The sequence below is a fragment of the uncultured Thiothrix sp. genome (genome assembly GCF_937873765.1).
Lineage (GTDB): Bacteria > Pseudomonadota > Gammaproteobacteria > Thiotrichales > Thiotrichaceae > Thiolinea.
In genome coordinates this window covers 98597-122312 of the sequence record NZ_CALMZC010000013.1, presented here as the reverse complement: position 1 = coordinate 122312, position 23716 = coordinate 98597, and the positions used below count along the sequence as shown (strand labels likewise).

The 23716-nt window shown below is 43.7% G+C and carries 23 protein-coding genes and 1 pseudogene; 11 read left to right on the top strand and 13 right to left on the bottom strand.

Features of this window, described 5'->3' with window-relative positions; all coding sequences use genetic code 11:
- The first annotated feature begins 136 nt into the window (after positions 1 to 136).
- From map to Q0307_RS03080, 3 genes are all read left to right on the top strand, one after another.
- A complete protein-coding gene (gene map, locus Q0307_RS03090) occupies positions 137 to 946 on the top strand; it encodes a type I methionyl aminopeptidase (RefSeq protein WP_298656353.1) in 810 nt (269 codons plus the stop codon).
- Positions 943 to 3594, top strand: coding sequence for a [protein-PII] uridylyltransferase (gene glnD / locus Q0307_RS03085; RefSeq protein WP_298656350.1), 2652 nt, complete (start codon positions 943 to 945; stop codon positions 3592 to 3594). The genes map and glnD overlap by 4 nt, the downstream gene beginning before the upstream one ends.
- Before the next feature lie 118 nt (positions 3595 to 3712).
- On the top strand, positions 3713 to 4276 hold the full coding sequence (locus tag Q0307_RS03080) for a hypothetical protein (RefSeq protein WP_298656347.1): 564 nt from the start codon (positions 3713 to 3715) through the stop codon (positions 4274 to 4276).
- 67 nt (positions 4277 to 4343) lie between these two features.
- On the opposite strand, the gene pnp is transcribed toward Q0307_RS03080, so the two are convergent.
- The 6 genes from pnp to Q0307_RS03050 form a co-directional block, all read right to left on the bottom strand.
- Complete coding sequence (gene pnp, locus Q0307_RS03075; RefSeq protein WP_298656344.1) at positions 4344 to 6431, bottom strand: polyribonucleotide nucleotidyltransferase; 2088 nt, start codon at positions 6429 to 6431, stop codon at positions 4344 to 4346.
- 183 nt (positions 6432 to 6614) lie between these two features.
- Complete coding sequence (rpsO, locus tag Q0307_RS03070; RefSeq protein WP_298609425.1) at positions 6615 to 6884, bottom strand: 30S ribosomal protein S15; 270 nt, start codon at positions 6882 to 6884, stop codon at positions 6615 to 6617.
- Positions 6885 to 7048: 164 nt separating this feature from the next.
- Positions 7049 to 7330, bottom strand: coding sequence for a hypothetical protein (locus Q0307_RS03065; RefSeq protein WP_298656341.1), 282 nt, complete (start codon positions 7328 to 7330; stop codon positions 7049 to 7051).
- Between the two features lie 191 nt (positions 7331 to 7521).
- Positions 7522 to 7887 carry a hypothetical protein gene (locus Q0307_RS03060; RefSeq protein ID WP_298656338.1) on the bottom strand — a complete coding sequence of 122 codons (366 nt, stop codon included), beginning with the start codon at positions 7885 to 7887 and terminating at the stop codon, positions 7522 to 7524.
- A 410-nt stretch (positions 7888 to 8297) separates the two neighbouring features.
- Positions 8298 to 8906 (bottom strand): hypothetical protein, encoded by a 609-nt coding sequence (locus tag Q0307_RS03055; RefSeq protein ID WP_298656310.1) that lies wholly within the window; start codon positions 8904 to 8906, stop codon positions 8298 to 8300.
- A 167-nt stretch (positions 8907 to 9073) separates the two neighbouring features.
- The gene (locus Q0307_RS03050; protein ID WP_298656307.1) at positions 9074 to 9703 is read right to left on the bottom strand and encodes a hypothetical protein; all 630 of its coding nucleotides are present in this window, start codon (positions 9701 to 9703) and stop codon (positions 9074 to 9076) included.
- A 172-nt stretch (positions 9704 to 9875) separates the two neighbouring features.
- On the opposite strand from Q0307_RS03050, the gene Q0307_RS03045 reads away from it, so the two are divergent.
- Positions 9876 to 12632, top strand: a complete 2757-nt coding sequence (locus Q0307_RS03045; protein ID WP_298656305.1) for an AAA family ATPase — start codon at positions 9876 to 9878, stop codon at positions 12630 to 12632.
- Between the two features lie 54 nt (positions 12633 to 12686).
- Here Q0307_RS03045 and Q0307_RS03040 read toward each other — a convergent pair whose 3' ends face one another.
- Positions 12687 to 13469 (bottom strand): hypothetical protein, encoded by a 783-nt coding sequence (locus tag Q0307_RS03040; RefSeq protein ID WP_298656302.1) that lies wholly within the window; start codon positions 13467 to 13469, stop codon positions 12687 to 12689.
- Positions 13470 to 13632: 163 nt separating this feature from the next.
- Between Q0307_RS03040 and Q0307_RS03035 the strand changes: the two genes are divergently transcribed.
- Positions 13633 to 13896: a hypothetical protein gene (locus Q0307_RS03035; RefSeq protein WP_298656300.1), complete on the top strand. Its 264-nt coding sequence runs from the start codon at positions 13633 to 13635 to the stop codon at positions 13894 to 13896.
- Positions 13897 to 13935: 39 nt separating this feature from the next.
- Here Q0307_RS03035 and Q0307_RS03030 read toward each other — a convergent pair.
- Positions 13936 to 14091: pseudogene (locus tag Q0307_RS03030) on the bottom strand (LuxR C-terminal-related transcriptional regulator); the annotation flags it as partial.
- Positions 14092 to 14130: 39 nt separating this feature from the next.
- Positions 14131 to 14430, bottom strand: coding sequence for a response regulator (locus tag Q0307_RS19015; RefSeq protein ID WP_366936739.1), 300 nt, complete (start codon positions 14428 to 14430; stop codon positions 14131 to 14133).
- Positions 14431 to 14654: 224 nt separating this feature from the next.
- Here Q0307_RS19015 and Q0307_RS03025 point away from each other — a divergent pair, with 224 nt between their 5' ends.
- The 5 genes from Q0307_RS03025 (at position 14655) to Q0307_RS03005 (ending at position 17672) form a co-directional block, all read left to right on the top strand.
- Complete coding sequence (locus Q0307_RS03025; protein ID WP_298656297.1) at positions 14655 to 15128, top strand: DsrE family protein; 474 nt, start codon at positions 14655 to 14657, stop codon at positions 15126 to 15128.
- Between the two features lie 12 nt (positions 15129 to 15140).
- Entirely contained in the window at positions 15141 to 15395 is a 255-nt protein-coding gene (locus tag Q0307_RS03020; protein ID WP_298656294.1) for a hypothetical protein, read from the top strand.
- Between the two features lie 54 nt (positions 15396 to 15449).
- Positions 15450 to 16394, top strand: a complete 945-nt coding sequence (gene lpxL, locus Q0307_RS03015) for an LpxL/LpxP family Kdo(2)-lipid IV(A) lauroyl/palmitoleoyl acyltransferase (protein WP_298656291.1) — start codon at positions 15450 to 15452, stop codon at positions 16392 to 16394.
- An 11-nt stretch (positions 16395 to 16405) separates the two neighbouring features.
- Positions 16406 to 16897: a peptidylprolyl isomerase gene (locus Q0307_RS03010; RefSeq protein WP_298656288.1), complete on the top strand. Its 492-nt coding sequence runs from the start codon at positions 16406 to 16408 to the stop codon at positions 16895 to 16897.
- A 166-nt stretch (positions 16898 to 17063) separates the two neighbouring features.
- On the top strand, positions 17064 to 17672 hold the full coding sequence (locus Q0307_RS03005) for a hypothetical protein (protein WP_298656285.1): 609 nt from the start codon (positions 17064 to 17066) through the stop codon (positions 17670 to 17672).
- A gap of 53 nt (positions 17673 to 17725) precedes the next feature.
- On the opposite strand, the gene Q0307_RS03000 is transcribed toward Q0307_RS03005, so the two are convergent.
- On the bottom strand, positions 17726 to 18748 hold the full coding sequence (locus tag Q0307_RS03000) for a hypothetical protein (RefSeq protein WP_298656282.1): 1023 nt from the start codon (positions 18746 to 18748) through the stop codon (positions 17726 to 17728).
- Positions 18749 to 19051: 303 nt separating this feature from the next.
- Here Q0307_RS03000 and Q0307_RS02995 point away from each other — a divergent pair, with 303 nt between their 5' ends.
- Positions 19052 to 20245, top strand: coding sequence for an ammonium transporter (locus Q0307_RS02995; protein ID WP_298656279.1), 1194 nt, complete (start codon positions 19052 to 19054; stop codon positions 20243 to 20245).
- 57 nt (positions 20246 to 20302) lie between these two features.
- Here Q0307_RS02995 and Q0307_RS02990 read toward each other — a convergent pair whose 3' ends face one another.
- The 3 genes from Q0307_RS02990 to rmuC all read right to left on the bottom strand — a co-directional run bounded on the left by Q0307_RS02990 (position 20303) and on the right by rmuC (position 23676).
- The gene (locus Q0307_RS02990; RefSeq protein WP_298656277.1) at positions 20303 to 21268 is read right to left on the bottom strand and encodes a hypothetical protein; all 966 of its coding nucleotides are present in this window, start codon (positions 21266 to 21268) and stop codon (positions 20303 to 20305) included.
- A gap of 7 nt (positions 21269 to 21275) precedes the next feature.
- Complete coding sequence (locus tag Q0307_RS02985; protein WP_298656274.1) at positions 21276 to 22268, bottom strand: hypothetical protein; 993 nt, start codon at positions 22266 to 22268, stop codon at positions 21276 to 21278.
- 88 nt (positions 22269 to 22356) lie between these two features.
- Positions 22357 to 23676, bottom strand: a complete 1320-nt coding sequence (gene rmuC / locus Q0307_RS02980) for a DNA recombination protein RmuC (protein ID WP_298656271.1) — start codon at positions 23674 to 23676, stop codon at positions 22357 to 22359.
- Positions 23677 to 23716 lie beyond the last annotated feature (40 nt).

Below are 23716 nucleotides of genomic sequence, written 5' to 3'. Positions count from 1 at the left end.
CTCAAGCACCCTTGCAGCCTGTGCCGATACGTGTGTGGATTAAATAATTACAAGTAAAAAACAATCTTGTTTGCCAAAAAGGCGTGCGCTTTATACCATGATTCGCTTTTAAGTGCTACTTTGGAATTCAGAACCGATGGCTATCTCGATAAAAACACCAGAAGAAATTGAAAAAATGCGCATTGCAGGCCGTCTAGCAGCCGAAGTGCTAGGCATGATCGAGCCGTATGTGAAGCCCGGTGTCACCACCAATGAGCTAAATAATCTGTGCCATGACTATATTGTGAATGTGCAAAATGCCATTCCAGCCCCTTTAGGTTATGGTACCCCCCCCTTTCCAAAATCGATTTGCACCTCAGTTAATCACCAGATTTGTCATGGAATCCCTAGCGATAAAGTTCTAAAAAAAGGTGACTGCCTCAACATTGATATTACGGTGATTAAGGACGGTTATCATGGTGACACCAGTAAAATGTTTCATGTTGGTGCGCCGACGATTCCCGGAGCACGTTTAGCAGAAGTGACTCAAGAATGCATGTATTTAGGCATTTTAACGGTTAAACCCGGCGCGACTTTAGGCGATATTGGCGCAGCGATCCAGCAACATGCCGAGAAAAACTATTATTCCGTCGTGCGTGAATTTTGTGGACATGGCATTGGGGCAAAATTCCACGAAGAACCACAAATTCTACATTATGGCAAAGTAGGCAAAGGTGATGCCATTCAAGCAGGTATGATTTTCACCATTGAACCCATGATTAACCAAGGTAAAGCCGACTTAAAAATCTTGCCGGATCAATGGACTGCAGTGACGAAAGATCATAAGCTTTCCGCGCAATGGGAACATACTATTCTTGTGACCGATACAGGCTTTGAAATTCTCACTCTCCGTCCTGATGAAGCCGGTTGGTATGAGCGTCTGCAGGCAAAACTCAAGTTAAAATGAATACTGATACGCGACTCAACCCCTTGCTGGATCACTATCAAGAATTTAAGACCAGCAAACCTCAGCCTTTAAAGCCCAGCGACTATGCGCAATTTCTGAAGGAAGCGCGTAAACGTTTGGCAGGCTATTTTTTGGAAAAATATCCCATTCGCTCCCTACTTTACTATCACGCGGGTTTGTTGGATGTCATTTTGCAGGAAATCTGGCAGCGAACGGGCTTTAGTATTTCTGAAGGCTCCTTGATTGCCGTGGGTGGTTATGGACGCAAAGAACTACATCCTGCGTCTGATGTGGACCTATTGATCCTACTCCATCAAGCGCCAGACCTAGTTGCTCAAGAGCGCATTTCCGGATTTCTGACCTTTTTATGGGATATGGGGATTGAGGTTGGACATAGCGTGCGTACTTTGGACGAATGCCTACAAACCGCACGCACTGATTTAACTGTTATTACTAATCTTATTGAAGCACGTCTATTAGCGGGTAGCCGTGATCTCTATCACCAAATGCGCGCGGGGATTAGCCCTGAGAATATGTGGGACAGCCGCAGCTTTTTCTTAGCGAAATTAGACGAGCAGAAAGCCCGCTATCTGCGCTTTGGTGATACTGCTTACCGAGTCGAACCCAATCTAAAAGAAGGCCCGGGGGGTTTACGCGATATTCATATGATTGGTTGGATTATTGAGCGTGAGTATGGGCAACTGTCTTTATCTGAATTACATGAGCATCGTTTGTTAGAACAAAGTGAATATGAATGCCTGCGTGAGGGACGTGCTTTCCTCTGGAGCATTCGCTTTGTGCTGCATACCCTTACTGGACGTAAAGAAGATCGTCTACTCTTCGACTACCAACACACGCTGGCAAAAACCTTTGGCTGTCAACAAGAACACCGCAATGAAGCCGTCGAAGCTTTTATGCAGCGCTACTATAAAACTATTACCGAGCTTGAACGCCTCACTGATGTATTAATGGGCGTGTTGCGCGTTAAACTTGCGATTGATGAGCAACCCCAACCGATTATGGTGGGAGAATGGTATGAAAAACGCGGTAATCTATTAGCGGTCAACTCACCTGATACCTTTACCCTCTACCCTACCGCTTTATTAGAAATTTTCTTATTTCTACAAAATACACCGGGGGTTACGGGCTTAGCGCCTGAAACCATTCGCTTAATGCGCAGTAATTTGCATCGAATTGATAGTGGCTTCCGCCAGCAAATTTGGCATCGGCAAATTTTTATGCAGATTTTGCGTCAGCCCAGTGGAATTACCTTTGTGCTGCGCTTGATGAATCGCTATGGGATTTTAGCAGCCTATTTACCTGCTTTTGCGAACATTGTCGGGCGTATGCAATATGATTTATTTCATGCTTATACCGTAGACGAACACACCCTGTTTGTAATTAGCAATGTGCGCCGCTATAGCACTGAAAAAGGCGCTGCTGAATTTCCTATGTGTAGTGAAATCTTCAAGCGCCTGCAAAAACCAGAAATTCTCTATTTAACTGCACTGTTTCATGATATTGCCAAAGGTCGGAATGGTGATCATTCTGAATTAGGCTCAGTGGATGCTTATGAATTTTGCCGTGAACATGGCTTAAATGTGCACGATGCCTCGCTAGTCAGTTGGTTAGTCCAAAAACATTTGCTAATGAGCGTCACCGCACAGCGTAAAGACATTAGTGATCCGGCTGTTGTCCAAGAATTCGCTGAGCAGATTATTGCGCAGAATCGTTTAGATTACTTATTTCTACTGACGATTGCTGATATCAAAGGGACTAATCCTAAGTTATGGAATAGCTGGAAGCGCTCACTCTTGACCGAACTTTACTTAAGTACACGTAACCTACTCAACCAGCGCTTACCCGCTTCAGAAAAATCCGCCTCTATCATTGCTCAAAAGCGCAATTCTGCTTTAGAGCATTTAGGTCAAGCTGGATTTAGCGAAGAAGCTTGTATTAACTTATGGAAAAGTTTGGGTGAAGACTATTTATTGCAACATTCGGTAGAATCGATCTGCTGGCATGCACAATATATTCTGACCTCTAAGCCTGAAAACTTCCCCATAGTAAAAATGCGTTCCACGATTTCTGGTAGTAGCAATATTATTTTCATCTATAGTGCTGATTCGCCCGATTTATTCACGCGTGTTGTCTCTACCTTAGAGCAACTCAATCTGAATATTGTGCAAGCGCGTATCGTATCGATGGAAGAGAATGGCTTCGACCTTTACACCCTGCATATTTTGGGGTCGGATAATAAGATTGTTGATGATCCATCCGATCAAGAGCATATTGTAGAAGTAATGCAGCGCAATTTACGCCGTGAGCAATTCCAAGTACGTCAACATCGCACTCCACGGATTTTACGCAATTTTGATGTGCCAACTCGCATTCAATTCCGCCAACAACCCGACAAAAAGCTCACGATTATGGAAGTCAGCACGGGTGATATGCCCGGTCTCCTGTCACGCGTAGGTGAAGCGCTCGACCAAGCTGGGGTACGTGTGCACAATGCACGCATCACTACCTTAGGCGAGCAGGCTGAGGACATTTTCTATATCACTACACGCGATGAAGAAATGATGATCACTGACCCTGCGATGCAAACGAGTATTAGTAACTCGCTGGTCGAAGCGCTGAGAATCTAATTAACTGACTCACCATAATCTGATTTGCAGATCACGTCTAGCTAGCCTATATACATTAACGAGCACTCCAGCGAGTGCTTGTTCCTCACCCCCTTTCGGCATTTATTAGGAGAGTCCCATGCTAGACAAATTGAAAGAAAAAGCAGCTGAATTATTACAAGACGCCAAAGAAGGCGCTGAGGAGCTCTATGATACAGTCGCAGAGAAGGCATCGGACTTAATGGATAGCTTAAGTGACAAAGCCGATGAAGCTAGCGATAAAGCTGCTGAGTTGGCTGACGCTGCTCAAGAAAAAGCCGCAGATGCTATTGAAAACACCAAAGACCTAGCAGCGGATACTGTCGATGCGACTCAAGAAGCAGCGAGCAATTTAGCTGACAAGGCCGCTAGCGCAAGCGAAACCGCTAAGGAAATGGTGGCTGAGGCAGTCGATGCAACGCAAGAAACTGCTAGCGATTTAGCCGATAAAGCGGCAGCTGCAACCGAAACTGCGAAGGAAATGGCGGCTGACACGGTGGAGGCTACTAAAGATGCAGCGAGTAATTTAGCCGATAAAGCTGAGGACACTGTTTTAGATGCTAAACAGTTGACCGAGGAGGCGGCACAAGCTGCCAAACATGAAGCTGAAGATTTAGCTCAAGCAGCTGAACAGGTAGTCGATAAAGTGACACAGAATACTTAAAGCTTTAAGCCTACCAAATACTAAAAACCCCTATTTGGGGCTTTTAGTATTATGCGCCTGTTAAGGCTTAAACCGCATCTTTCATGCTCAAACGCATACGCCCTTGGCGGTCAATTTCGATGACTTTGACTTTCACCACATCACCTACATTGACGAAATCAGTGACCTTTTCTACACGCTCTTGGCTAATTTGTGAAATATGCAATAAGCCGTCTTTACCGGGCAGAATGGTTACGAAAGCACCAAAGTCCATAATCCGTGCGACTTTACCTTCATAAACTTTATTCAGCTCGACCTCAGCCGTGATTGCCTCGATCATACCTTTAGCTTTATGCGCCGCAGCCGCATCGACAGCCGCAATTTTAATAAAGCCATCATCGCTAATATCAATCGTCGCCCCCGAAGCTTCGGTGATACCACGAATCGTTTCGCCACCTTTACCAATGACTTCACGAATCTTTTCTGGGTTGATCTTTAAAGTGACATAGCGTGGTGCATAATCAGAGAGTTGATCACGCGGGGCTGCAATCACTTTTTCCATTTCGCCCAAAATGAACAAACGCCCTGCTTTGGCTTGCTCTAAAGCGCGCTCCATGATTTCACGGGTGATACCATTAATTTTGATATCCATTTGCAGCGCGGTGATACCGTTGCGTGAACCCGCTACTTTGAAATCCATATCACCTAAATGATCTTCATCGCCGAGGATATCGGTCAGAACGGCAAAACGCTCACCTTCTTTGATCAAGCCCATTGCAATACCTGCAACTGGCTCAGAAACGGGTACACCGGCATCCATCAGCGCTAAAGAACTACCACAAACGCTCGCCATCGAGCTTGAACCATTCGATTCCGTGATTTCAGACACACAGCGAATCACATAAGGGAAATCTTCCATGGCTGGAATCGTCGCCTTCACACCGCGCTTGGCTAAACGGCCATGACCAATTTCACGACGCTTCGGTGAGCCAATCATGCCCACTTCCCCCACGCTATAAGGAGGGAAATTATAGTGGAACATGAAAGAGTCTTTGTATTCGCCAGCAATCGCATCGATCACTTGCGCATCACGCTCAGTCCCTAAAGTAGCCACTACGAGAGCTTGAGTTTCGCCACGTGTGAATAAAGCAGATCCATGAGTACGGGGTAATACACCCACGCGTACACTGATAGGGCGTACAGTTTGTAAATCACGACCATCAATCCGTGGCTTACCTTCTAGGATGCGACCACGTACTACTTTCTTTTCTAAGTTTTTGAACTCAACGCGCAGCTCTTCTTCACTTGGGCCGGCTGCTCCCTCTTCTTTCGACAGTAACTTGTCTTTAGCGGCTGCTAGAATTTCATCGACGCGAGCGTAACGCTCTTGCTTATCCGCGATTTGGAAAGCATCGACTAAAGCCGCTTCCGCCGCCGTTGCTAAGCCTTGTACCAACGCTTGATTAGCTTCTGGGGCTGACCAAACCCAAGCAGGATTGCCCACTTCAGCAGCCATTTCATTGATCGCATGGATGGCAACTTGCATTTGCTCATGGCCATAAACCACGGCACCGAGCATGACCTCTTCGCTTAGCAATTTGGCCTCAGACTCAACCATCAGCACGGCATCATTTGTACCCGCTACGACTAAATCTAAAGCAGAATTTTCTAATTCAGCCGGTGATGGATTCAGTACATATTGATTATTGATATAACCAACCCGCGCTGCACCAATGGGGCCTTGAAAAGGGATACCACAGATTTTTAAAGCCGCTGAGGCACCTAACATCGCAGGAATATCCGGCGCAACATTCGGATTTAAAGAAATAACCGTAGCAACCACTTGGACTTCATTGGTGAAGCCTTCAGGAAATAGTGGGCGAATCGGGCGATCAATTAAACGGGCAACTAAAGTTTCTTCTTCAGTCGGACGGGCTTCACGCTTGAAGAAACCACCGGGAATCCGGCCTGCAGCATAGAATTTTTCTTGATAATTCACAGTGAGTGGGAAGAAGTCGCGGCCTTCACGAGCTTGTCTTTCCGCCACTGCCGTCACTAACAATACTGTTTCATCCATACTGATGATTACTGCAGTGCTAGCTTGGCGAGCTACTTCGCCAGTTTCGATACGAACGGTGTGTTGACCATATTGGAAAGTTTTAGTCACTTTTGCCATAACTATTATTCAGCCTATTTTTTTAAATTAAGGGTATTACAAACTGTCACGGGCAGGCTGTTTAAAGTTATTCTGCGGCAAAACAGCTTTAAACAACCTTCCTGCATGACGACAACGAGCATAAGGGTTCAGAGTCGCGCAAACAAAAACACCGCAGAATTGCGGTGTTTTCGGTGCATCGGCTTAGCGACGCAAGCCTAAGCGTTCAATCAGCGTCTGATAACGCGCTAGGTCTTTACCTTTGAGGTAATCCAGCAATTTGCGACGTTGATTAACCATTTTCAACATACCACGACGTGAGTGGTGGTCTTTCTTGTGGGTCGCAAAGTGCTCGGTTAAATGCTTAATGTTGGCTGTTAACAGCGCAACTTGCACTTCCGGCGACCCGGTGTCAGTGTCTGACTGGCGATAATCAGCTACGATTGCCGCTTTCTGTTCTGCATTCAGAGACATCGTCCAAAGCTCCAGATTAGTTAAGGTTGGTAAAAAGGCAGCTATTATAACAGTCTAGGAACTCTGGGGAAATACTTATCTGTCGAACCCAGCTGGCTGGCTATTCAACAAGCAGAAAGAGTAAGCCATCCTGTGATAACTTACTCAAATGCAGGCTTATTAATCTAATAAGTTGAATAAGGGGGTCTGTAATGGTTACTAGGATAACTATAGCTTTGTTGCTTGGCTGCACAGCGCCATTGGTAATCATAATTGTAGTAACGTTTTTGGCATTCATAAACTACGCAAGCATAGCCATAATGGTTTTTACAACTAGTCACAGCCGCTTGCTCTGCTTCCCATTTAGTAGGATACCAAGCGCTCCAAGGATTCCATGCGACTGCACTACCTGCTGCCCCTAACACTAAAGAACCTAATAAAGCTGCCATTACTAATTTAGCTTTCATGATTTTACTCCCTCACAATTCATTGAAACTGATGATAGTTCATTGCCCTTTGGGGCCTAACTTAACTGGGCTTTAGTGAGTCACTGCTAGCCTTGTCTTGTTGGGATCAGTGTATGAAAACACCCCTTTGCAGTCATAAAGAAACGGTAAGATTTTGGTAAGTGTTTGGTAAGAAGGATTCTCACCAATCCTCACTCCCAAGCCTGAATAGGGAGACCACGTGCTAATAAACAACCAATTTTATGCGCATGAAAGCAGCTATACACGCCTAAGATAAACCAAACAACGCCCATAGTTCCGCCTCCTAAAATGATTGCTAAAACAAAAATCGTTAATCCCTTTTTAGACTGACCTAAATATAGCTCGCCCACACCAGGAAAAAAGAAACTCATCGCAGCAGCGAACTTAGGAGATTTAACAGCAGACTGTGCCATAGATCCCCCCAATGACTCCCCCATAGAAGTATCCCTTTCAGACACCTTCAACTTTGCTCTTAACCAAATACCAGCTAGACCAAATAAGCCACCGATAATCGCTACAATAACTTCACTTTCCATGACAAACTCCCTTGAATTTATTTCAACTTACTCATCTTCATGTTTGTTAGGGTTAGCTTAAGAAAATACGGCGAAGTAGTCATAAGGAGGGAGTAAAGCTTTGGTAAAATTAAGATAAATCTTTAGGAGGACACATCAAGCTATCTAGCTTTAACACATAGTAGCTGACAAGTAATTTTTCTTTTTCATATTTTTAAATGGTTGGTCATAAGAAATTTTAGATAGTGTTTCATTAAATTTGAAAGTGATAGCGATTAATGAGTAGTTTATTTAAAGATCCAAATCGTTTATTTGCTGCAGTCTTGAATGCAGTTTCAGATAAGATTTGGTAGTTTTTCCAAAAAAATGATTTTAACTTATTTAACATATCACTCTCACTTCATATCTTGTGAAACACTGCTCTGCAAACCTCACCCTTCAATAAGCCTTAATCTAATATTAAATATTAATAAGCCATCTTTATCCCCGACCCCATCCAACTCTGAATATATATAGATACCATTACTTAAATCTACACCTTCATTTAAATCACTTACACCAATTTTAATATTATACAAAAAGTAATTCGTAATCGCACCATCCTCTTTAAAAATTTTCAACGTTCCTGATGGTGCATTTAATGGCGGTAAAACCCTATTATCTCCTAGTATTAGTTCATATCTACCTTTTTCTATTCCACCCCCAAACTCCTCACCATATTCATAAAGTTTTCCTGATACTTTGATAAGCTGATTATCTGAACGAAGTGTATTCGCCATCTGATCTTTACTAGCAACACAATCAACTATCGAAGAACTAACAGAGTTATTTAGGTTAAAATCTGGTAAATGTAAAATCATATAACTCATGAAATAAGTCTGTGTGGGAATAAAGCAATCTTTTTCTTTAAAAACACTGTTGTTTATAAAACTATTAACCTCGTGTAAATTACTAAGATTACTTGCCTGACTTATAGAGCCTACACCTAAAACTGTCATAGCAAGACCACATAGAGCAACTTTCTTAATTAAACTTTTCATAAAACGCCTCTAAAGATTTTTATACAAAAAATTAATCAACATTATCGTCATTTTTAGTCAAACCCTCTATTTTTCAAAAATTAGAATAAGCTTTAATTTATTGCTCGGATCTATTTTCGCAAGAGATCTAATAACATAAATACTGCTAATTTACTTTAATACAACACCTACCCATTAGGGAAATAAGAAAATACTATTCTAATGAAAGATGTGCCACTATCAAAATCACCATAAAAAGTAGCATACTCATAAATACCACCATAACTAAAGGCATAATCCACCACCTCCACTCTATCAGGCAACCAGTATTTTCTCACAGTTCCATCTGGAGAGTAGATAGTTAAACTACCCATATCTGAAAAAAGATTAAATGGTGCTGGCTCCTCTCCTAAGTTTAATATAAATTTATAACCCATGACTGGATTGTTACTTAAACCATAATATGCATCCATACTTTCCACTTCTATATATTTATATGAGGCTAATTTCAAACCACTACTACTAACTATAGTTCTTGTTTTACATAATGGTGTACCAATAATTTTAAAATCATTTTTATAATTAGAATATTGTTTATTTGGACGCAAATTATTTATTAAAATTTTTACAAAGGGTGCCAAACTAGGCTTTTGCCCTAATAAGTCTCCAGAACATCTTTGTCCTTTTTTATTAATCATTTGATTTAAATAACTTTGCGCACTAACCCTTTCTACCGCATATACCTTTAAAGGATTTATGATAGATAATGCCAATGCACCAGCCACCACAGCATTTCTCAGATTAAAATTGATTTTCACTTCTCATTACTCCTTCTCTAAGACTCTTGCATTCACTCTAAATATCCACTAATTATCGTGTCTTGTTGGAACCAGTTTATGAAAATACTCTTTTTTGGTCATAAAAAAGCGGTAAAGTTTTGGTAAAATTGCTATAAAGCAATTTAAACCTGTACGATTAAAGTGAGCCTTGATGCCCGACTCGTTCCGTTTCGACCCTGCTAATCAATCCTTACATACCCCCAAAGGCACGATTCAACTCGCCCCCAAAGCCTTTGGCATCCTTGCATATCTACGCCAACACCCTCAGCAATTAGTCACCAAAGAAGAGTTACTAAAAGCTGTGTGGCCAGGCGTATTTGTTACTGACGCAGTCTTGAAGGTCACGATTGGTGAATTACGGAAAGCCTTAGCGGATGATGCGAAAGAGCCACATTTTATTGAAACAGTCCACCGGCGCGGCTACCGTTTTATTGGTAACTTGCCTGAGCTTGAAGTGGATCAAGCATCAATCTTGCTTGATACATGCGGTGTTCCTACTATTGAGTCCAAGCTAAATACTCAGTCTGCTTTATTAGGTCGAGCGCCTGAACTAGCTCACTTACACAAGGCTTGGGAATACAGCTTGGCAGGGCAGAAACAAAGTATTTTAGTACAGGCTGAGGCAGGCTTTGGCAAAACCACTTTGCTTAACTATTGGCTAGCCAGCCTCCCCAAGCATCAATTGGTGGTGAAAGTTCAATGTTTGGATCAATACGGGCAAACTGAAGCTTATCAGCCTTTTGTGGATGCCTTAGTGGAGTTAGTGACCAGTAGACAGGGCGAATTAGTACGCAGTTACCTAAAGCAATATGCGCCCATTTGGTTCACGCAATTACCATCAGCTTATCAAACTACTAATGAAGTAACACTCGCCGAACCCTTTGGAGCAACAACGGGGCGCATGTTGCGTGAATTTGCTGACTTCATTGAGCAGCTCAGCAAACAGTTGCCACTGATCTGGGTGATCGAAGATTTGCATTGGAGTGATGCAGCCTCAATCGAGTTATTAGCAACGCTAATTCAACGCCAACAACCTGCACGTCTACTAATCATCAGTAGCTTAAGACCCTCACACTTACAGCAACAAACCCGCTTAAAAAACCTCTTAGGGGAACTCGCCGCTACCCAAAAATGCCAGACCCTACACTTAACAGCACTAAACTCTGCTGATTTAACAGCTTACTTAATAGAACAATTGTCACCCACCTTAAACCCCGTTTGGGCTGTTGAGCTATTCCAACGCTATACCGAAGGCAATCCCTTATTCGTTTTTACTGCCTTGGAGCATATAAAAAAAAGCAGCGCTTACATCGAACTAGCAGAGATCACACCTGCTTGGTTAGAGCAAGCCATTTCTGGGGGCCTAAAAACTTTATTGGAATTCAAATTTGCCAGTTTGAGTCCTCAAGAAACGCATCTGTTACAAGCAGCCAGTATTGCTATTAGCCGCAGTACTTCAGAGGGTTGTGGCGCTATTCTTGAGCAAGATGTGTTAAGTTTAGAGGATGAGTATGCGCAACTGTTATTAAAGGAGTTTTGGCTAATTTCAAGTGGTGAATATGTCTGGCCGGATGGTTCGATTGGTGAAAGCTATCGCTTCCGCCATAAAATCTACCAAGAGTTTATTTATACAACGCTCTCAGCCGCACGTCGCCGACATTATCATTTGCGCCTAGCCAAGCGTTTACAGGCTGCTTATCAAGAGCGGCACGCTGAAATTGCTGCGAAATTGGCTTATCACTTTGAACAAGGCGGTGATCTCACCCAAGCGATCCACTGCCTGCAACAAGCCAGCCGTGTGGCTAGTCAACGCTTTGCTTATCACGAAGCCTTGCAACAGCTTGAGCACATTATCGAGTTGCACAGTCAAACCAAAGATAGCTTGGCTACGCTCGATTGGCTGGAGCAGCGGTGCAATCTCTTGTTGGCTAGCGGTCAATTAGGACTCGCTTTACCTGCATATCAGGAGTTCATTGCAGCGAGTGAAGCCCAATCCAATCAACATACTGTACGTGGTTTATTAGGCTTAGCGGGTGCACTATTTTGGGTGAATCGCCAGCAATGTCTAGTCACTGGACAACGTGCAGTTGCCTTAAGTGAAATGTTAGGTGATGCCGCACTGACTACGCATGCACGTGGCAAGTTAGCCCATTGGCGAAGTATTATCGAAGGTTATCGCCCCGAATACCGCGAAGATTATGAGTCTGCTATGCAACTGACACGGCAAACCACTGATCCTACCCTGAAATGTACGCACTCCCTAATGTATATTTATTATTTAATTATTACCTCACACTACCAGCAAGCGACTGAGATTGCTATTGAAACTCAGCAACTGGCTAAAGCAGCTGGTGATGCAAATAGTTATCTAGCTAGTATTTTCTTTCAGGCTTGGTCTTATTTCTATCTTCAGCAATGGCCGCAAATGGCATACCTGATTAAAGAAGCTTTAGCACTGGCAGAAAAAAATGCCCAAACGCATTGGATGACGCACTTTCAACTACAACAAGCATGGTTATTGATTCATACTCAGGATTATCAGTCAGCAGCTTTATTAGTAGAACCTATTTACCAACAGCACCAAACCATGCCTTTTAAAACCAGTGCTTATTTTTTTAGTTTGATTATTCTTATTCATCTTAAAATGAAACAAGCCGATTTTCAGCAAGCTCAAACCTATATTCATGAGATTAATACTTATCTGCTAACTGATACCCAAGCCATTGATTGGATTTTAAAATTACCCTTGTATCAAGGCATCGCTGAGTTTTACTTACAAACCAAACAAATTGAGCAAGCCCTACAAGCAGCCCAACAATTAGATACATTAGCTCAACAATCACAAGAGACTAGCTACATTCAATTAGCCAAGCATCTCAGTACACAATGCTTACAAGCACTCAACTAGCCACATTTTACACTGCTAGTTTACTAGTAATTTACCGTAGTCAAGCACACTGTCTTATAAACTGGTGCTTTTAAATGAGAGCCTCGATTGACGATGAATGAACAAATAGTAAATGGCTAAAACTGCACTATAAATTAAGACTGACAAATAAACCAACAAACTTAACTGATGCTCAGGTTTAACAGTATTCGTTAAATGCTGAATAAATGGCCAAATCAATAATAGATCATAGGCTAAGAACCCTGCTAACTGCCCTTTTACATTCCCCCAAACCGGATAAATCAAGCCGTAGAGAAAATAAATTGCAGCACCTAAGTAAATCCAACCAAACACAATCGAGGTCTGAGGTTTAAGCGGCCACGGAAAAATATGTGGCAAACGTAATACTAGGCTAATACCGACTATCACTAACGCAAGAAAAAATAGCCCAAAGGAAAAGCGCAGCAAAGCTGGAATCGGTTGATCATATTTAAAAGAAAATTTTCTCGACCAAATATATAAGCCTAAATTTAGTAGCAAGGAGGCAGTACATAAGCCTATTGCTAGAGATGGATCAACCCATTCTTGAACAGCAGGATAAGTAATAATTAAAGTTGCCAGCAAACCAACGTACATCAGTGCAAAATCTAAAGCACCAGCTTGAACGGCTGCATATTCTTCTGCCAGACCAATCCAGAGCACAGGCAGCGCAATTCCTGCACAAATCGACGCAATAAATAGATAAGAAAGCTTACCATCCTCCCAAGGCCACAGGCTTAAAGCCCAAGGCAAGTGGAAGGCAAAGCCAGCACATAACCCTAACAAACCAAGGCCGGTTACAATAAATATGAAGCGCATACTTTCCCCTCTTGATGTGGCTAGGACTCTCACTAGCTTAGCTCATTCTCCTAAAGAAGATGTCAGCAACTGATGTGTTGCTTTTAATCATACTTTAGTCTCAGTTACAAAACCCAAAAATAGGCGTAGACTGGTTCAGGCAAACTCAAACGAGGAGTGTGTCATGAAAAAGTTCAGTGTGTTTACTGCTTTATTGCTCTTAGCAGGAGCAGCGTTTGCTTGGAATCCTTGGAGTCCTTGGTATCCCACTAAATGGGAAGCAGAAAAATTTGCAGTTTCCAGTTGCAAATCACATTATGGCTATGCCTGTGCAGTGTATGAATGCCAGAAACGCTATTACAATTATGCTTATGAATGGCGCTGTGCTGCCAAACAGGCCTATACTCCACCTGCTCATTACAATACACCTTATCAACCTACTTACTAAGATTTAACTAGAGTCAGCAGCTAGTAAGTAGCTGCTGACCTATAACAACCCCAATCTCCTAGCCTCAATCACACAGCTAGTGCGATGATTAACTACTAAACTGGCCATTAATTTAGAAACGTGAGTTTTCACAGTTGACTCCGTAATTTCAAGCTCCCGAGCAATTTCTTTATTAGATAAACCAATAGCAACTAGTTTTAGCGTTTCTAACTAGCACTCACTAACTTTTAGAGCTTAAGCAAGAGTAAACGTAGAATCTATTTGTACTGATTGAACCAAATCATGAAAATAAATATTACCACTGAGCACTTGATGAACGTTATGCAATAGCCCCTTATGTACATAAGCACTCGCTCCCTGTTCTAAAGTCTGTATCATCAACTTAGGCTCGTTAGAAGCTGCAATCATGATTATAGGTATATTAACGAAGTGTTTTTGTAGTTGATGCAATAAACCGAAGCCATCTAGTCCCTGCAGATTAATGCCCACTACAATTAAATCGTAGTTGGAATTTTTCTCGATATTTCCCCTCATGATACAAAGGCACTCGCACAGGCATTCTTAACTTCACGATGACAGTCGAGGGCAGCACAGAAACGCCGACTAATGAGCAATAAACTAACTTCACTAAGCTCAAACAATCCGACCAACGGCTTACCACTCATACTTAAGTAGGAATAAACACTCAGCACACTCACCTATAATACGATGTACTCATACCAAACAAACTCCAAATTTTTTTAAAAAGGCTATCAATTATGTTGACTGCTCAACAAACAACACTTAATTCTAAAAACTTACCTTTACGGACCCCTATTCTGACCTCTTACTTACCTCAACCAAGTTTGCCGCAGCCGCCACGCAATTATGTCATTGTGTTGGCAACAGGTTTAGAAGACCAAGGCAAACGTGCTACCTTAGCCTTTTCAGCAGCCTGCTCTGCCCTCGCTTTAGATAAACCTACGCACTTATTTCTAGCGGGTGATGGCAGTCATTGGGCGTATGAAGGACATGCTGAGTTGATTCATCAGGCGGGTTTTCCGGCACTTGCCGAACTCATGGATACCTACTTAGAGCTGGAGGGCAAACTTTATCTCTGCTCAGCTTGTGATCAAGTCTGTAGTCTACCCTTGGTAGCGGGTGCCAATTTAGTGCGACGTGCGGGCGTGGAAATACGCGGTTTAGTGAGTATTCTCGATTACGCCGCTGATGCTACAACCATTACCTTTTGAGGAGTATTATGAATGAGCTGCTTATTACCTCCCATTTGTGCTTTTTGTGAGCATCTGCTGAACCTACCAGAGCAAGACTGTTTAGCCTTTCGTGAAATTCCTGACAGCCTTATGCTAGGGCAAAATGACCACTATGAAGCATTGCAAAATGATCAGGGCTATCGCTTTCAACTAGATCCAGAACAAATAACGACTTTAGAAGAAATCAATGAGCTTCGTCAGGTGATGGGCTTGCTGCCTTTTCGCTTCAACCATCAAGGCCACTAGCAAATTCCCTCAAACGGTTTAACATGCCAAGCTTTTAATTAAACAACCATAGGCATGAACCCAAGGATAACCCAGCAGTCTCTACTTCGCCCGCGCTATTGGCCTACTTGGCTTGGTTTAGGCTGTTTATGGCTGCTCGTACAACTGCCGTGGCAAGTACAGATGTGGCTGGGGAAGCAGCTCGGTTTGCTCCTGTTTAAAACTTTGAAGCGCCGCCGTTATATTTGCTGTGTAAATTTAGAGTTAGCGTTTCCTGAGTTAAGCCCTGAACAGCGGGCTGAGTTGAGCCTTCAGCATTTCATTTCAATGGGGCAGGGCTTATTTGAAACCGCCCTGAGCTGGTGGGGCAATGAAAAACGTCTATCCGAATTAGCTTTTTTAGAAGGTTTGGAACATCTAAAAAACGCGCACCAACAAGGTGGCGTTATCCTCTTAAGTGCGCATTTTACTAGTTTAGAATTAGGTGGACGCTTACTGGCTCCCTATTTACCTTTGCATGTGATCTATCGCCCGCATCAAAATCCGGTTATTGAACAGCAGATTGCTAAAATTCGTTCCAAGCGCTACGGGCAAGCGATTTCCCGCGATCAAATTCGCACGATGGTGCAAAGCTTGAAACAAGGCTTTCCAGTTTGGTATGCCCAAGATCAGCACTTTGAGCAGAAAAGTAGTCTACTTACTCCCTTTTTTGGGGTCGAAGCTGCTACCAATACTGCAACTAGCCGCTTAGCCTCGTTAGGACACGCTAAAATCGTACCCTTTTTCACCGTGCGCCAAGCCAATGGCTATCTACTGCGTTTTTTACCCCCTTTACAAGACTTTCCGAGCGAATCCGTTCATACTGACACCGCCCGAATCAATCAGATCATCGAGCAACAGGTACGCGAGTTCCCTGAACAGTATCTGTGGACACACCGGCGCTTTAAAACCAGCCCGGATGGTAGTAATCGCTACCTGAATCATCGCCGCGACCACCCTGAAAGTCGCTGCCAACCCTAAAGGAAACTTGCATGCAAATTGCTCCGAATACCGTGGCCAGCTTGGCTTATGTGTTAACTAATACTCAGGGCGAAACCCTTGACCAAGCTGATGTACACCATCCGTTTGTGTACCTCCATGGCGCTCATAATATTATTCCGGGCTTAGAAAATGCCTTAACCGGCAAACAAAAAGGTGATGAGTTGGATGTGACGATTCCACCTGAAGATGCCTATGGCCTAAAAGATGAAGCTTTACAACAACAAGTGCCACGCTCTATGTTTGCGGGTGCTGATGAAGAGCATATTGTTCCCGGTGCTCAATTCCATGCTCAGACTAATGCCGGTATGCAAACGATTGTGATCACTGCTGTTGAGGGCGATACAATTACGATTGATGGCAACCATCCGTTAGCAGGCGAAACTTTGAACTTCAAAGTCACTGTGCTAGATGTACGGGCTGCGACTAAAGATGAACTCAGCCACGGCCATGCTCATGGGCCAGGCGGTCACCATCACCATTAATGGATTGGGCTGCTAACCAGTTTTTATTCAGAACGAGCAGCCCAAAAACTGCACAAAATCTACTCTCCTGCTGGTTCAAGCAGGCATAATGCCGCTCTATCTGTTAAACTTCTGCCAATTTATAGCGTCAAAAACCCTACGAACCCCCAACCGAAAGGAATCTGACATGCGTTTCCAAACCTCGCTTGGCCTGACTGCTTTAGTCGGTGCATTGTTAGCTAGCCCTGTGTATGCAGAAAACTGCAGCATCTCTTACTATTGCTATCGCAGCATGACCCCAGGCCCTGCGCCAGTAGCTCCCGTTGCTACCACTCGTCCTGTACCTGCAGGCAGTACTCGTCCTGCTAACCTGCAACGAGCCCGCCCTGTGACAACTACACCAGTGGTCAATCGCCCTCAAACCCCCGTCGCAACAGTGACTACTCGTCCAGCCATGCCTGCACCAGCTCAGCCAGCTATTAATCAGCGCTTGATTGCACAACAACGCGCACAGACACTCGCTGATCAACAGCGCCTTGCTGCTCTACGCCGCACACCAGCTCCAGCAACTACCAGTACCCGCATGACTACGCCCCCCGTACAAACACCAGTACGAGTGAATCCACCATCAACGACGAGCAACCAGTCCTGCAATACCTTAGCTTTAAAAATTAAAGTGTTAGAGAGCCAAGCAACGAGTCAGGCACGCAGTCAACAACAAAGCAAAGCACAAGAGCTATTTAAAATAGCGGCTGATTTGCGCAAGGAAGCACAAGCTAAATCCTGCACGATTTAAGCCTGTTTTAGTAACTGATCCTGTGTTCATATGCAGACAGGATCAGTTAGCAACTAAGTGCGCCATGGGTCGAAAAAACCTGTCGTAGTTTGTACAGGTGCACCAGTTGCCGAGGTTGATAACCCTTCAATTTTGGGTTTAACAGTATCCTTGGCCTGCTCTGTCACCTCTGGTAACTCATTATCCAAATGGCGTTCGGTAGTAAAAGGATCTGGCTTCACTACTAAGCTCATCTTTGGTGGCCAATCTTCAGCTAGGTGTTCGGTATAAACTGGTTTAAGCGCAACTTTATCAGGTAACTGGAGATACTCTTGCTCATTCGCTGCGGTAAACTCGGGTACATCAGGCTCAGGTACCACAGCAAACGGAGGGGATGTCGTATCTAGTTCGGCTGTTGCTGCGTTCATAGATACAGAGACTAACTCCTGCTCCACGACACTAACGACACTAGAATTAGCTAAAGGCTCTGATTGCAAAATCACAGGTTCATACGCTTCTGCGGTAGCAAGGTGCTTAGTTCCATGTAATTCTGGCACTAAAGCGACAGGCATCGTCATGACAGCTAAAGTTGCTGGCTGTGGTGGAAACTTTTTAAGTTTCAAATCAAGCTCGCTAACGTGTTGATTTTTCGTAGTCTGATTTTTTTCAGCTTCAGTTTGCTCTGAACCTAAAAATACTCCAAGCCCGAGCAAAGTAATGCTCCCATACCAACACCAAAACCCCTGCCCTAACTGTATAATCGGTATATCCACCTCACCTGTAGGAATCGAGTTAAACCAGAAGGCTTGCGTCGCCACTAACACCGCAAGGCTAGACAAAATGGAACCCCATAAAGGCGAGCTATACATCAGGGTAATACCAAGGAGCATGAGCAAGTTTGCATACCAAGCAAATTGAAAAATCGTAAACCCCATCCAGCCAGTGGCAAACACCCAATAGCCCTCGACCGGTCCTTGACTGGTATAAAAGCTCGGAAACCAAAAAGCAGCAATCCACGCCAAGCCACCAATAAATAGTGCTAACGCAGCAATAGACTCACGCAACGAGCGACGCGCAGCGGAAGTAGCGATATCCATATTTCATACCTATGCGAGGATGACACTCAACTAATATATTATAGGCATTTTGCCCCGAAAAATGTCTTCCCCTACTCAGATAAATACCACCTTTTAACGATGCACTTAAATAATGCATAAATTTATAAAAATAGTGCATCAAGGTAATTAAGCACCAAAATAATTCAATATTTTACTCACTTTGACGACAGATTTAATTTTTTTCGCAAAATCACTATCTTTGTGCGTTAGGCTACTAGTCAAGACGACTGTGCTGCATAAGATTAGGGCGAATTCCGCATCTAGCTCAAGAGGTCATTTCGCATGGAGCAGTTAGTTCCCGCTCTAGATACGCTCTTTGTATTAATTGGTGCTGTCATGGTTTTAGCCATGCATGCAGGTTTTGCCTTTTTAGAAGTCGGTACCGTCCGGCATAAAAACCAAGTCAATGCTTTAGTCAAGATTATTGCTGACTTTGCAATGTCAACGATTGCTTACTTCTTCATCGGCTACTATGTCGCGTATCAGACAGGCTTTTTCCATAGTGCGCATGAACTAGCCACCAACAATGGCTTTGGTTTAGTTAAATTCTTTTTTCTACTGACGTTCGCCGCAGCTATTCCAGCGATTATCTCAGGTGGTATTGCAGAGCGTGCTAAGTTTCATCCCCAACTCGCAGCGACGTTCATTTTAGTGGCTTTGGTTTATCCTTTCTTTGAAGGTATTGCTTGGAATGGTAATTTTGGAATCCAAGCGGCGTTTGAGTCTCTGTTTGGCGCTAAATTCCATGATTTTGCAGGCTCTGTGGTAGTCCATGCGATGGGTGGTTGGATTGCGTTAGGGGCTGTTGTTTTATTAGGTGCACGCTATGGCCGTTATAATAAGCAAGGCAAACCGATGTCTGCGCATCCGCCGTCCAATATTCCTTTTTTAGCCTTAGGTGCTTGGACACTAACTGTGGGTTGGTTCGGCTTTAATGTCATGTCGGCTCAAGCTGTTCAAGGTATCAGTGGTTTAGTGGCAATCAATTCGTTAATGGCAATGGTAGGCGGAATTTTAGCAGCGATTGTTTTAGGTAAAAATGACCCCGGCTTCGTACATAATGGCCCTTTGGCAGGCTTAGTAGCGGTTTGTGCAGGTTCCGACATTATGCATCCCTTAGGCGCGCTCTTCGTGGGTGTAATCGCTGCTGCGATTTTCGTTTGGGCTTTCACTGCCGCACAAAACAAATGGCGGATTGATGATGTACTAGGGGTTTGGCCTTTGCACGGTTTATGTGGTGCTTGGGGTGGTATCGCTGCAGGCATCTTCGGTTTAGAAGCTTTCGGCGGTATGGGTGGTGTCAGCTTTATGAGCCAACTGGCTGGCACTTTATTAGGCATTGCTATTGCTACTATTGCAGGCTTTGCAGTGTATGGCATTTTAAGAAAAACCGTCGGCTTACGTTTGACTCAAGAAGAAGAGTACAACGGTGCTGACCTATCAATTCACAAGATCAAGGCAAACCCTGAACTCTAACCCCGTCCTAAGTTTTGCAGCCTCAGTGAGGCTGCATCCTGCAAGTTTTAAGATTAACTATTCTTCTTCAGCCTCTGCCGCAGGCACACTTTTATCTTCCTGATAATAATAATCGTATTTAGCCAAGGTATCGCGAGTGAATGCCCACGCTTGGTTATAAGACAAGCCACTATTGGATGGAATTACAATTTTTACATACAAATCATTACCATGATTGAGCTTTAAATCATTTAAAGCACTATTCAACTGGCTTAAGCCTACACTTTGATAGTTAGAGTCCCCGGGTTTGCGAATACTATAGCCCGCGCTGGTATACATGACCTCTACGACTTTTTTGCCCTTGCTAGAACGCGAAGGTTTAAGCAGTTTTTGATATTTTTGATCTAACTGCGAATAATCGCCTTCTAAGCTTTCAAGCTCTTTGCGGTTTTCTTCAATTTGAGTACGTAAGCTGCTTAAGGTAGTTTCTTTTTCAATATTTTCGGCTTGCGACTGAGAGAGATTCTCTTGAACTTGTTTCAGTTCATTGCGTAATTGTGTGGTTTCAACTTCTTGCGCCCGTTTCGTTTGTGTCAACTCCGCTTGTAAGCGTTCACTAGTAGCAGTCGCCGTGCTTAGATTCGTTTGTACCGCTTTCAACTCAGTCGTGCGCGCCGCTAATTTGCTAGCTTGGGTGGCTGCTAAGTTTTTAGTTTCTTTCAACTCCGTGCGCGTTTTTTCTATTAACGCTTCGCTACGCATTAACTCAGTCTCAGTAGAATTCAATTGGCGGCGATAATAATCAAGCTGTTCTTCTAAAGTGGCATTTTCTTTTAGGGTACTCGCTACCTCTTGGCGTGCTTGATCTTTAGCAGCGATATTTGAGCGCAAATCTTGCAGTAAACGGGTATTCGATAAAAGTACTGCCACCGTGACCAGCAAAAAGGTCATTAGAATAACCATCATCACATCGCTAAACGAAGGCCAGAAATTTTCCTCATGAGCATCCTGAATCTGCAAGAGCGCATTGTTTTGCTGATGCATAACTCACCTAACGACTCATTAAAGAAGTTTTGGGTAAACTGGGTGTACTGTGACGTTCATCCAAACGGAAACCTTCGCGAATTGACTCACGAATTACCCGCAAATCTTCGCTATTGGTTTCCACGGTGCGCGCTAAGGCATGCCCAATCGTACTAATTTGCCCTTGTAAATCATCCACTGCTAATTGCAAACGATCACCTGCTTGTAAAAAGCGCTCTTGAATTTTAGCCACCGCCTCTGCTGCTTGACGCAATTCGGTAGTTAAAATAGACACATCATTCAGGATACTAACCTCTGTAGTACGGAAATGGGGCATCACATATAACGTGGTGGTTTGCTCCAAATTTGCAAGTAATTGGGTGCGAATATCTTGCAAGCGCAAATGAAAATAAGAAAAGGCGGCATAGGACAAAATTGCAGTGATGGTTGTTTTTAGTGCAGTCGACATTCCACCTAAAATCGCGCCCATTTTTTGTAAATCATCCGGTGTATTGAGTAAGCCCTCAGCATTGAAGAGCGCGACTGAAAGCGAAACGACTGTGCCGAAGACCCCGGAAATAATCAATATATTGTGTACAAAACGCACTAAGGTAAACCGCGCTGATTCACCCGCCGCTACAATCGCGGCTAAAGAGCCTTGATTGATTTCTGCATTTTGATCATAGAGTACTTGCAGGGCATTAACCCGCTGGACGATCAAGGCTTTGCTATCTAATTTATGCAATGGATTGGCGGCATTATCCTTCACTCGCTCAACAAACCGTTCGAGCACCTCTTCTTCATGCGCATAACTCACAAACAACATCATCATGCGCATTAAGCCCATGAGGAATAGAACGACAATGGCTAGATTCAGAATGATACCCAAAGTGCCTAATTGTTTAGAATAGAAAAATGGAGTAAGCACATCTTTGAACAGAAAAATTAAAATACTAGTCAGCAGCAAGAGGCCAACCATCAAGAATAAGGAGTTATAAGCGCGTGCTTTTACGGGTTTCAAGGTCGTTTCCTACTGAGATTAAAGATAATAGACCATTTAATTTTAAATTATGAAGCGCTACTGACCGTCTTTTTGATTGTATGTGGTTTCAAGGTTGGTCTAGTAAGTCTTCAGTTAAATCTAAAGCTGCCTGCATGGGGGTGCGTGGGCTAGTTTCTAATGAAGCAATCTCAGGTAAAGACCGCCCTGATTCAATACCCAATTCGGCTAGGCGCTTCGCACTCGGCATTACGCTCCGCTCCATCGACCCTAAGAAGCGATTATAACTATCCACACTAGCTTCTAAATGCTTGCCTAGCCGTTCAGCATGGCTGCTTAGAATCGATAAACGTTTATGGAGTTCTATCCCCACATCACGAATCCGCGTGGCATTTTCGGTTAAGACCGCTTGTTGCCAGCCAAACGCTACTGCCCGCAACAAAGCCATCAGTGTAGCAGGTGTGGAGAGTATAACTTTAGCTTCCAACGCATCGTTCATTAAGGTTTTGTCATGTTCTAAGGCAGCACCTAAGAATTGCTCACCGGGCATAAACAAAACCACAAAATCCGGTGCTCCCTCAAACTGCTCCCAATAGCGCTTAGCGGACAAGAGCCTTACATGCTCACGCACATGCCGCGCATAGCGCTGTAAATGCTGAGTCCGATCTTGGTCGCTTTCAGTTTGCGCCGCATCCATATATGCATCCATCGGTGTTTTCGCATCAATTACCAGTTCGCGCTTATCAGGCATACGAATGATCATATCGGGGCGAATCGTGCGTTCTTCATTACTGCGTTGGACTTGTTCCATAAAATCGCAATATTCCACCATTCCAGCCATTTCGACGATACGTTTTAAGGTTAATTCGCCCCACTCTCCACGCATGCCCGGATTACGCAGTGCGGTTGATAATTTATTGGCCTCCTGACGTAAAGCCAATTGATCTAAACTTAAATTGCGCAACTGCTCCCCCAAAGCACCAAAGGAAGCATGGCGGTCTTTTTCAATGGTTTGGATTTGCTGTTCAGTTTTCTCCAACGCGGAACGAATCGGCTCGAGCAAGTATTGGATTGACTGCTTACGCTGATCTAAATCGGCTTGAGATTCCGCTTGAAAACGGCGCATGCTTTCTTGTGCGAGTTGCAAGAATTGCTGATTATTTTCCCGCAAAGCACGTTGAGAGGCTGCTGCAAAGGTATTGTGCAGCTTATCTTGAGCATCTTCGAGCAGACGTAAACGCTCTTCATGCAATTGCTCTTCTGATTGCAATTGCAACTTTAAACGCTCAATTTCTTGGCGTGCCTGTTGCAGCGGGCGGTTATAAATCAGAAAAGCGACTCCAATGCCGAGCAGAAACATGCACAGTGCTACGATCAAGAGTATATTGGCATCCACTAACTGACCAAGGCTGGAGGCAGAACTGGTCATAAACTCACCTTAAGTACTAAACGCAAGCATCTAGTTAGCA

Excerpts from the sequence above, each read along its gene's own strand:
- rpsO (WP_298609425.1), bottom strand. The coding sequence starts at position 6,884 with ATGTCTCTGAATGCAGAACAGAAAGCGGCAATCGTAGCTGATTATCGC.
- Q0307_RS03065 (WP_298656341.1), bottom strand. The coding sequence starts at position 7,330 with ATGAAAGCTAAATTAGTAATGGCAGCTTTATTAGGTTCTTTAGTGTTA.
- Q0307_RS03025 (WP_298656297.1), top strand. The coding sequence starts at position 14,655 with ATGTTGACTGCTCAACAAACAACACTTAATTCTAAAAACTTACCTTTA.
- Q0307_RS03045 (WP_298656305.1), top strand. The coding sequence starts at position 9,876 with ATGCCCGACTCGTTCCGTTTCGACCCTGCTAATCAATCCTTACATACC.
- Q0307_RS03055 (WP_298656310.1), bottom strand. The coding sequence starts at position 8,906 with ATGAAAAGTTTAATTAAGAAAGTTGCTCTATGTGGTCTTGCTATGACA.
- glnD (WP_298656350.1), top strand. The coding sequence starts at position 943 with ATGAATACTGATACGCGACTCAACCCCTTGCTGGATCACTATCAAGAA.
- Q0307_RS19015 (WP_366936739.1), bottom strand. The coding sequence starts at position 14,430 with ATGAGGGGAAATATCGAGAAAAATTCCAACTACGATTTAATTGTAGTG.
- Q0307_RS03035 (WP_298656300.1), top strand. The coding sequence starts at position 13,633 with ATGAAAAAGTTCAGTGTGTTTACTGCTTTATTGCTCTTAGCAGGAGCA.
- rmuC (WP_298656271.1), bottom strand. The coding sequence starts at position 23,676 with ATGACCAGTTCTGCCTCCAGCCTTGGTCAGTTAGTGGATGCCAATATA.
- pnp (WP_298656344.1), bottom strand. The coding sequence starts at position 6,431 with ATGGCAAAAGTGACTAAAACTTTCCAATATGGTCAACACACCGTTCGT.
- Q0307_RS03020 (WP_298656294.1), top strand. The coding sequence starts at position 15,141 with ATGAGCTGCTTATTACCTCCCATTTGTGCTTTTTGTGAGCATCTGCTG.
- Q0307_RS02995 (WP_298656279.1), top strand. The coding sequence starts at position 19,052 with ATGGAGCAGTTAGTTCCCGCTCTAGATACGCTCTTTGTATTAATTGGT.
- Q0307_RS03080 (WP_298656347.1), top strand. The coding sequence starts at position 3,713 with ATGCTAGACAAATTGAAAGAAAAAGCAGCTGAATTATTACAAGACGCC.
- lpxL (WP_298656291.1), top strand. The coding sequence starts at position 15,450 with ATGAACCCAAGGATAACCCAGCAGTCTCTACTTCGCCCGCGCTATTGG.
- Q0307_RS03040 (WP_298656302.1), bottom strand. The coding sequence starts at position 13,469 with ATGCGCTTCATATTTATTGTAACCGGCCTTGGTTTGTTAGGGTTATGT.
- Q0307_RS02990 (WP_298656277.1), bottom strand. The coding sequence starts at position 21,268 with ATGCATCAGCAAAACAATGCGCTCTTGCAGATTCAGGATGCTCATGAG.
- map (WP_298656353.1), top strand. The coding sequence starts at position 137 with ATGGCTATCTCGATAAAAACACCAGAAGAAATTGAAAAAATGCGCATT.
- Q0307_RS03000 (WP_298656282.1), bottom strand. The coding sequence starts at position 18,748 with ATGGATATCGCTACTTCCGCTGCGCGTCGCTCGTTGCGTGAGTCTATT.
- Q0307_RS03060 (WP_298656338.1), bottom strand. The coding sequence starts at position 7,887 with ATGGAAAGTGAAGTTATTGTAGCGATTATCGGTGGCTTATTTGGTCTA.
- Q0307_RS03010 (WP_298656288.1), top strand. The coding sequence starts at position 16,406 with ATGCAAATTGCTCCGAATACCGTGGCCAGCTTGGCTTATGTGTTAACT.
- Q0307_RS03005 (WP_298656285.1), top strand. The coding sequence starts at position 17,064 with ATGCGTTTCCAAACCTCGCTTGGCCTGACTGCTTTAGTCGGTGCATTG.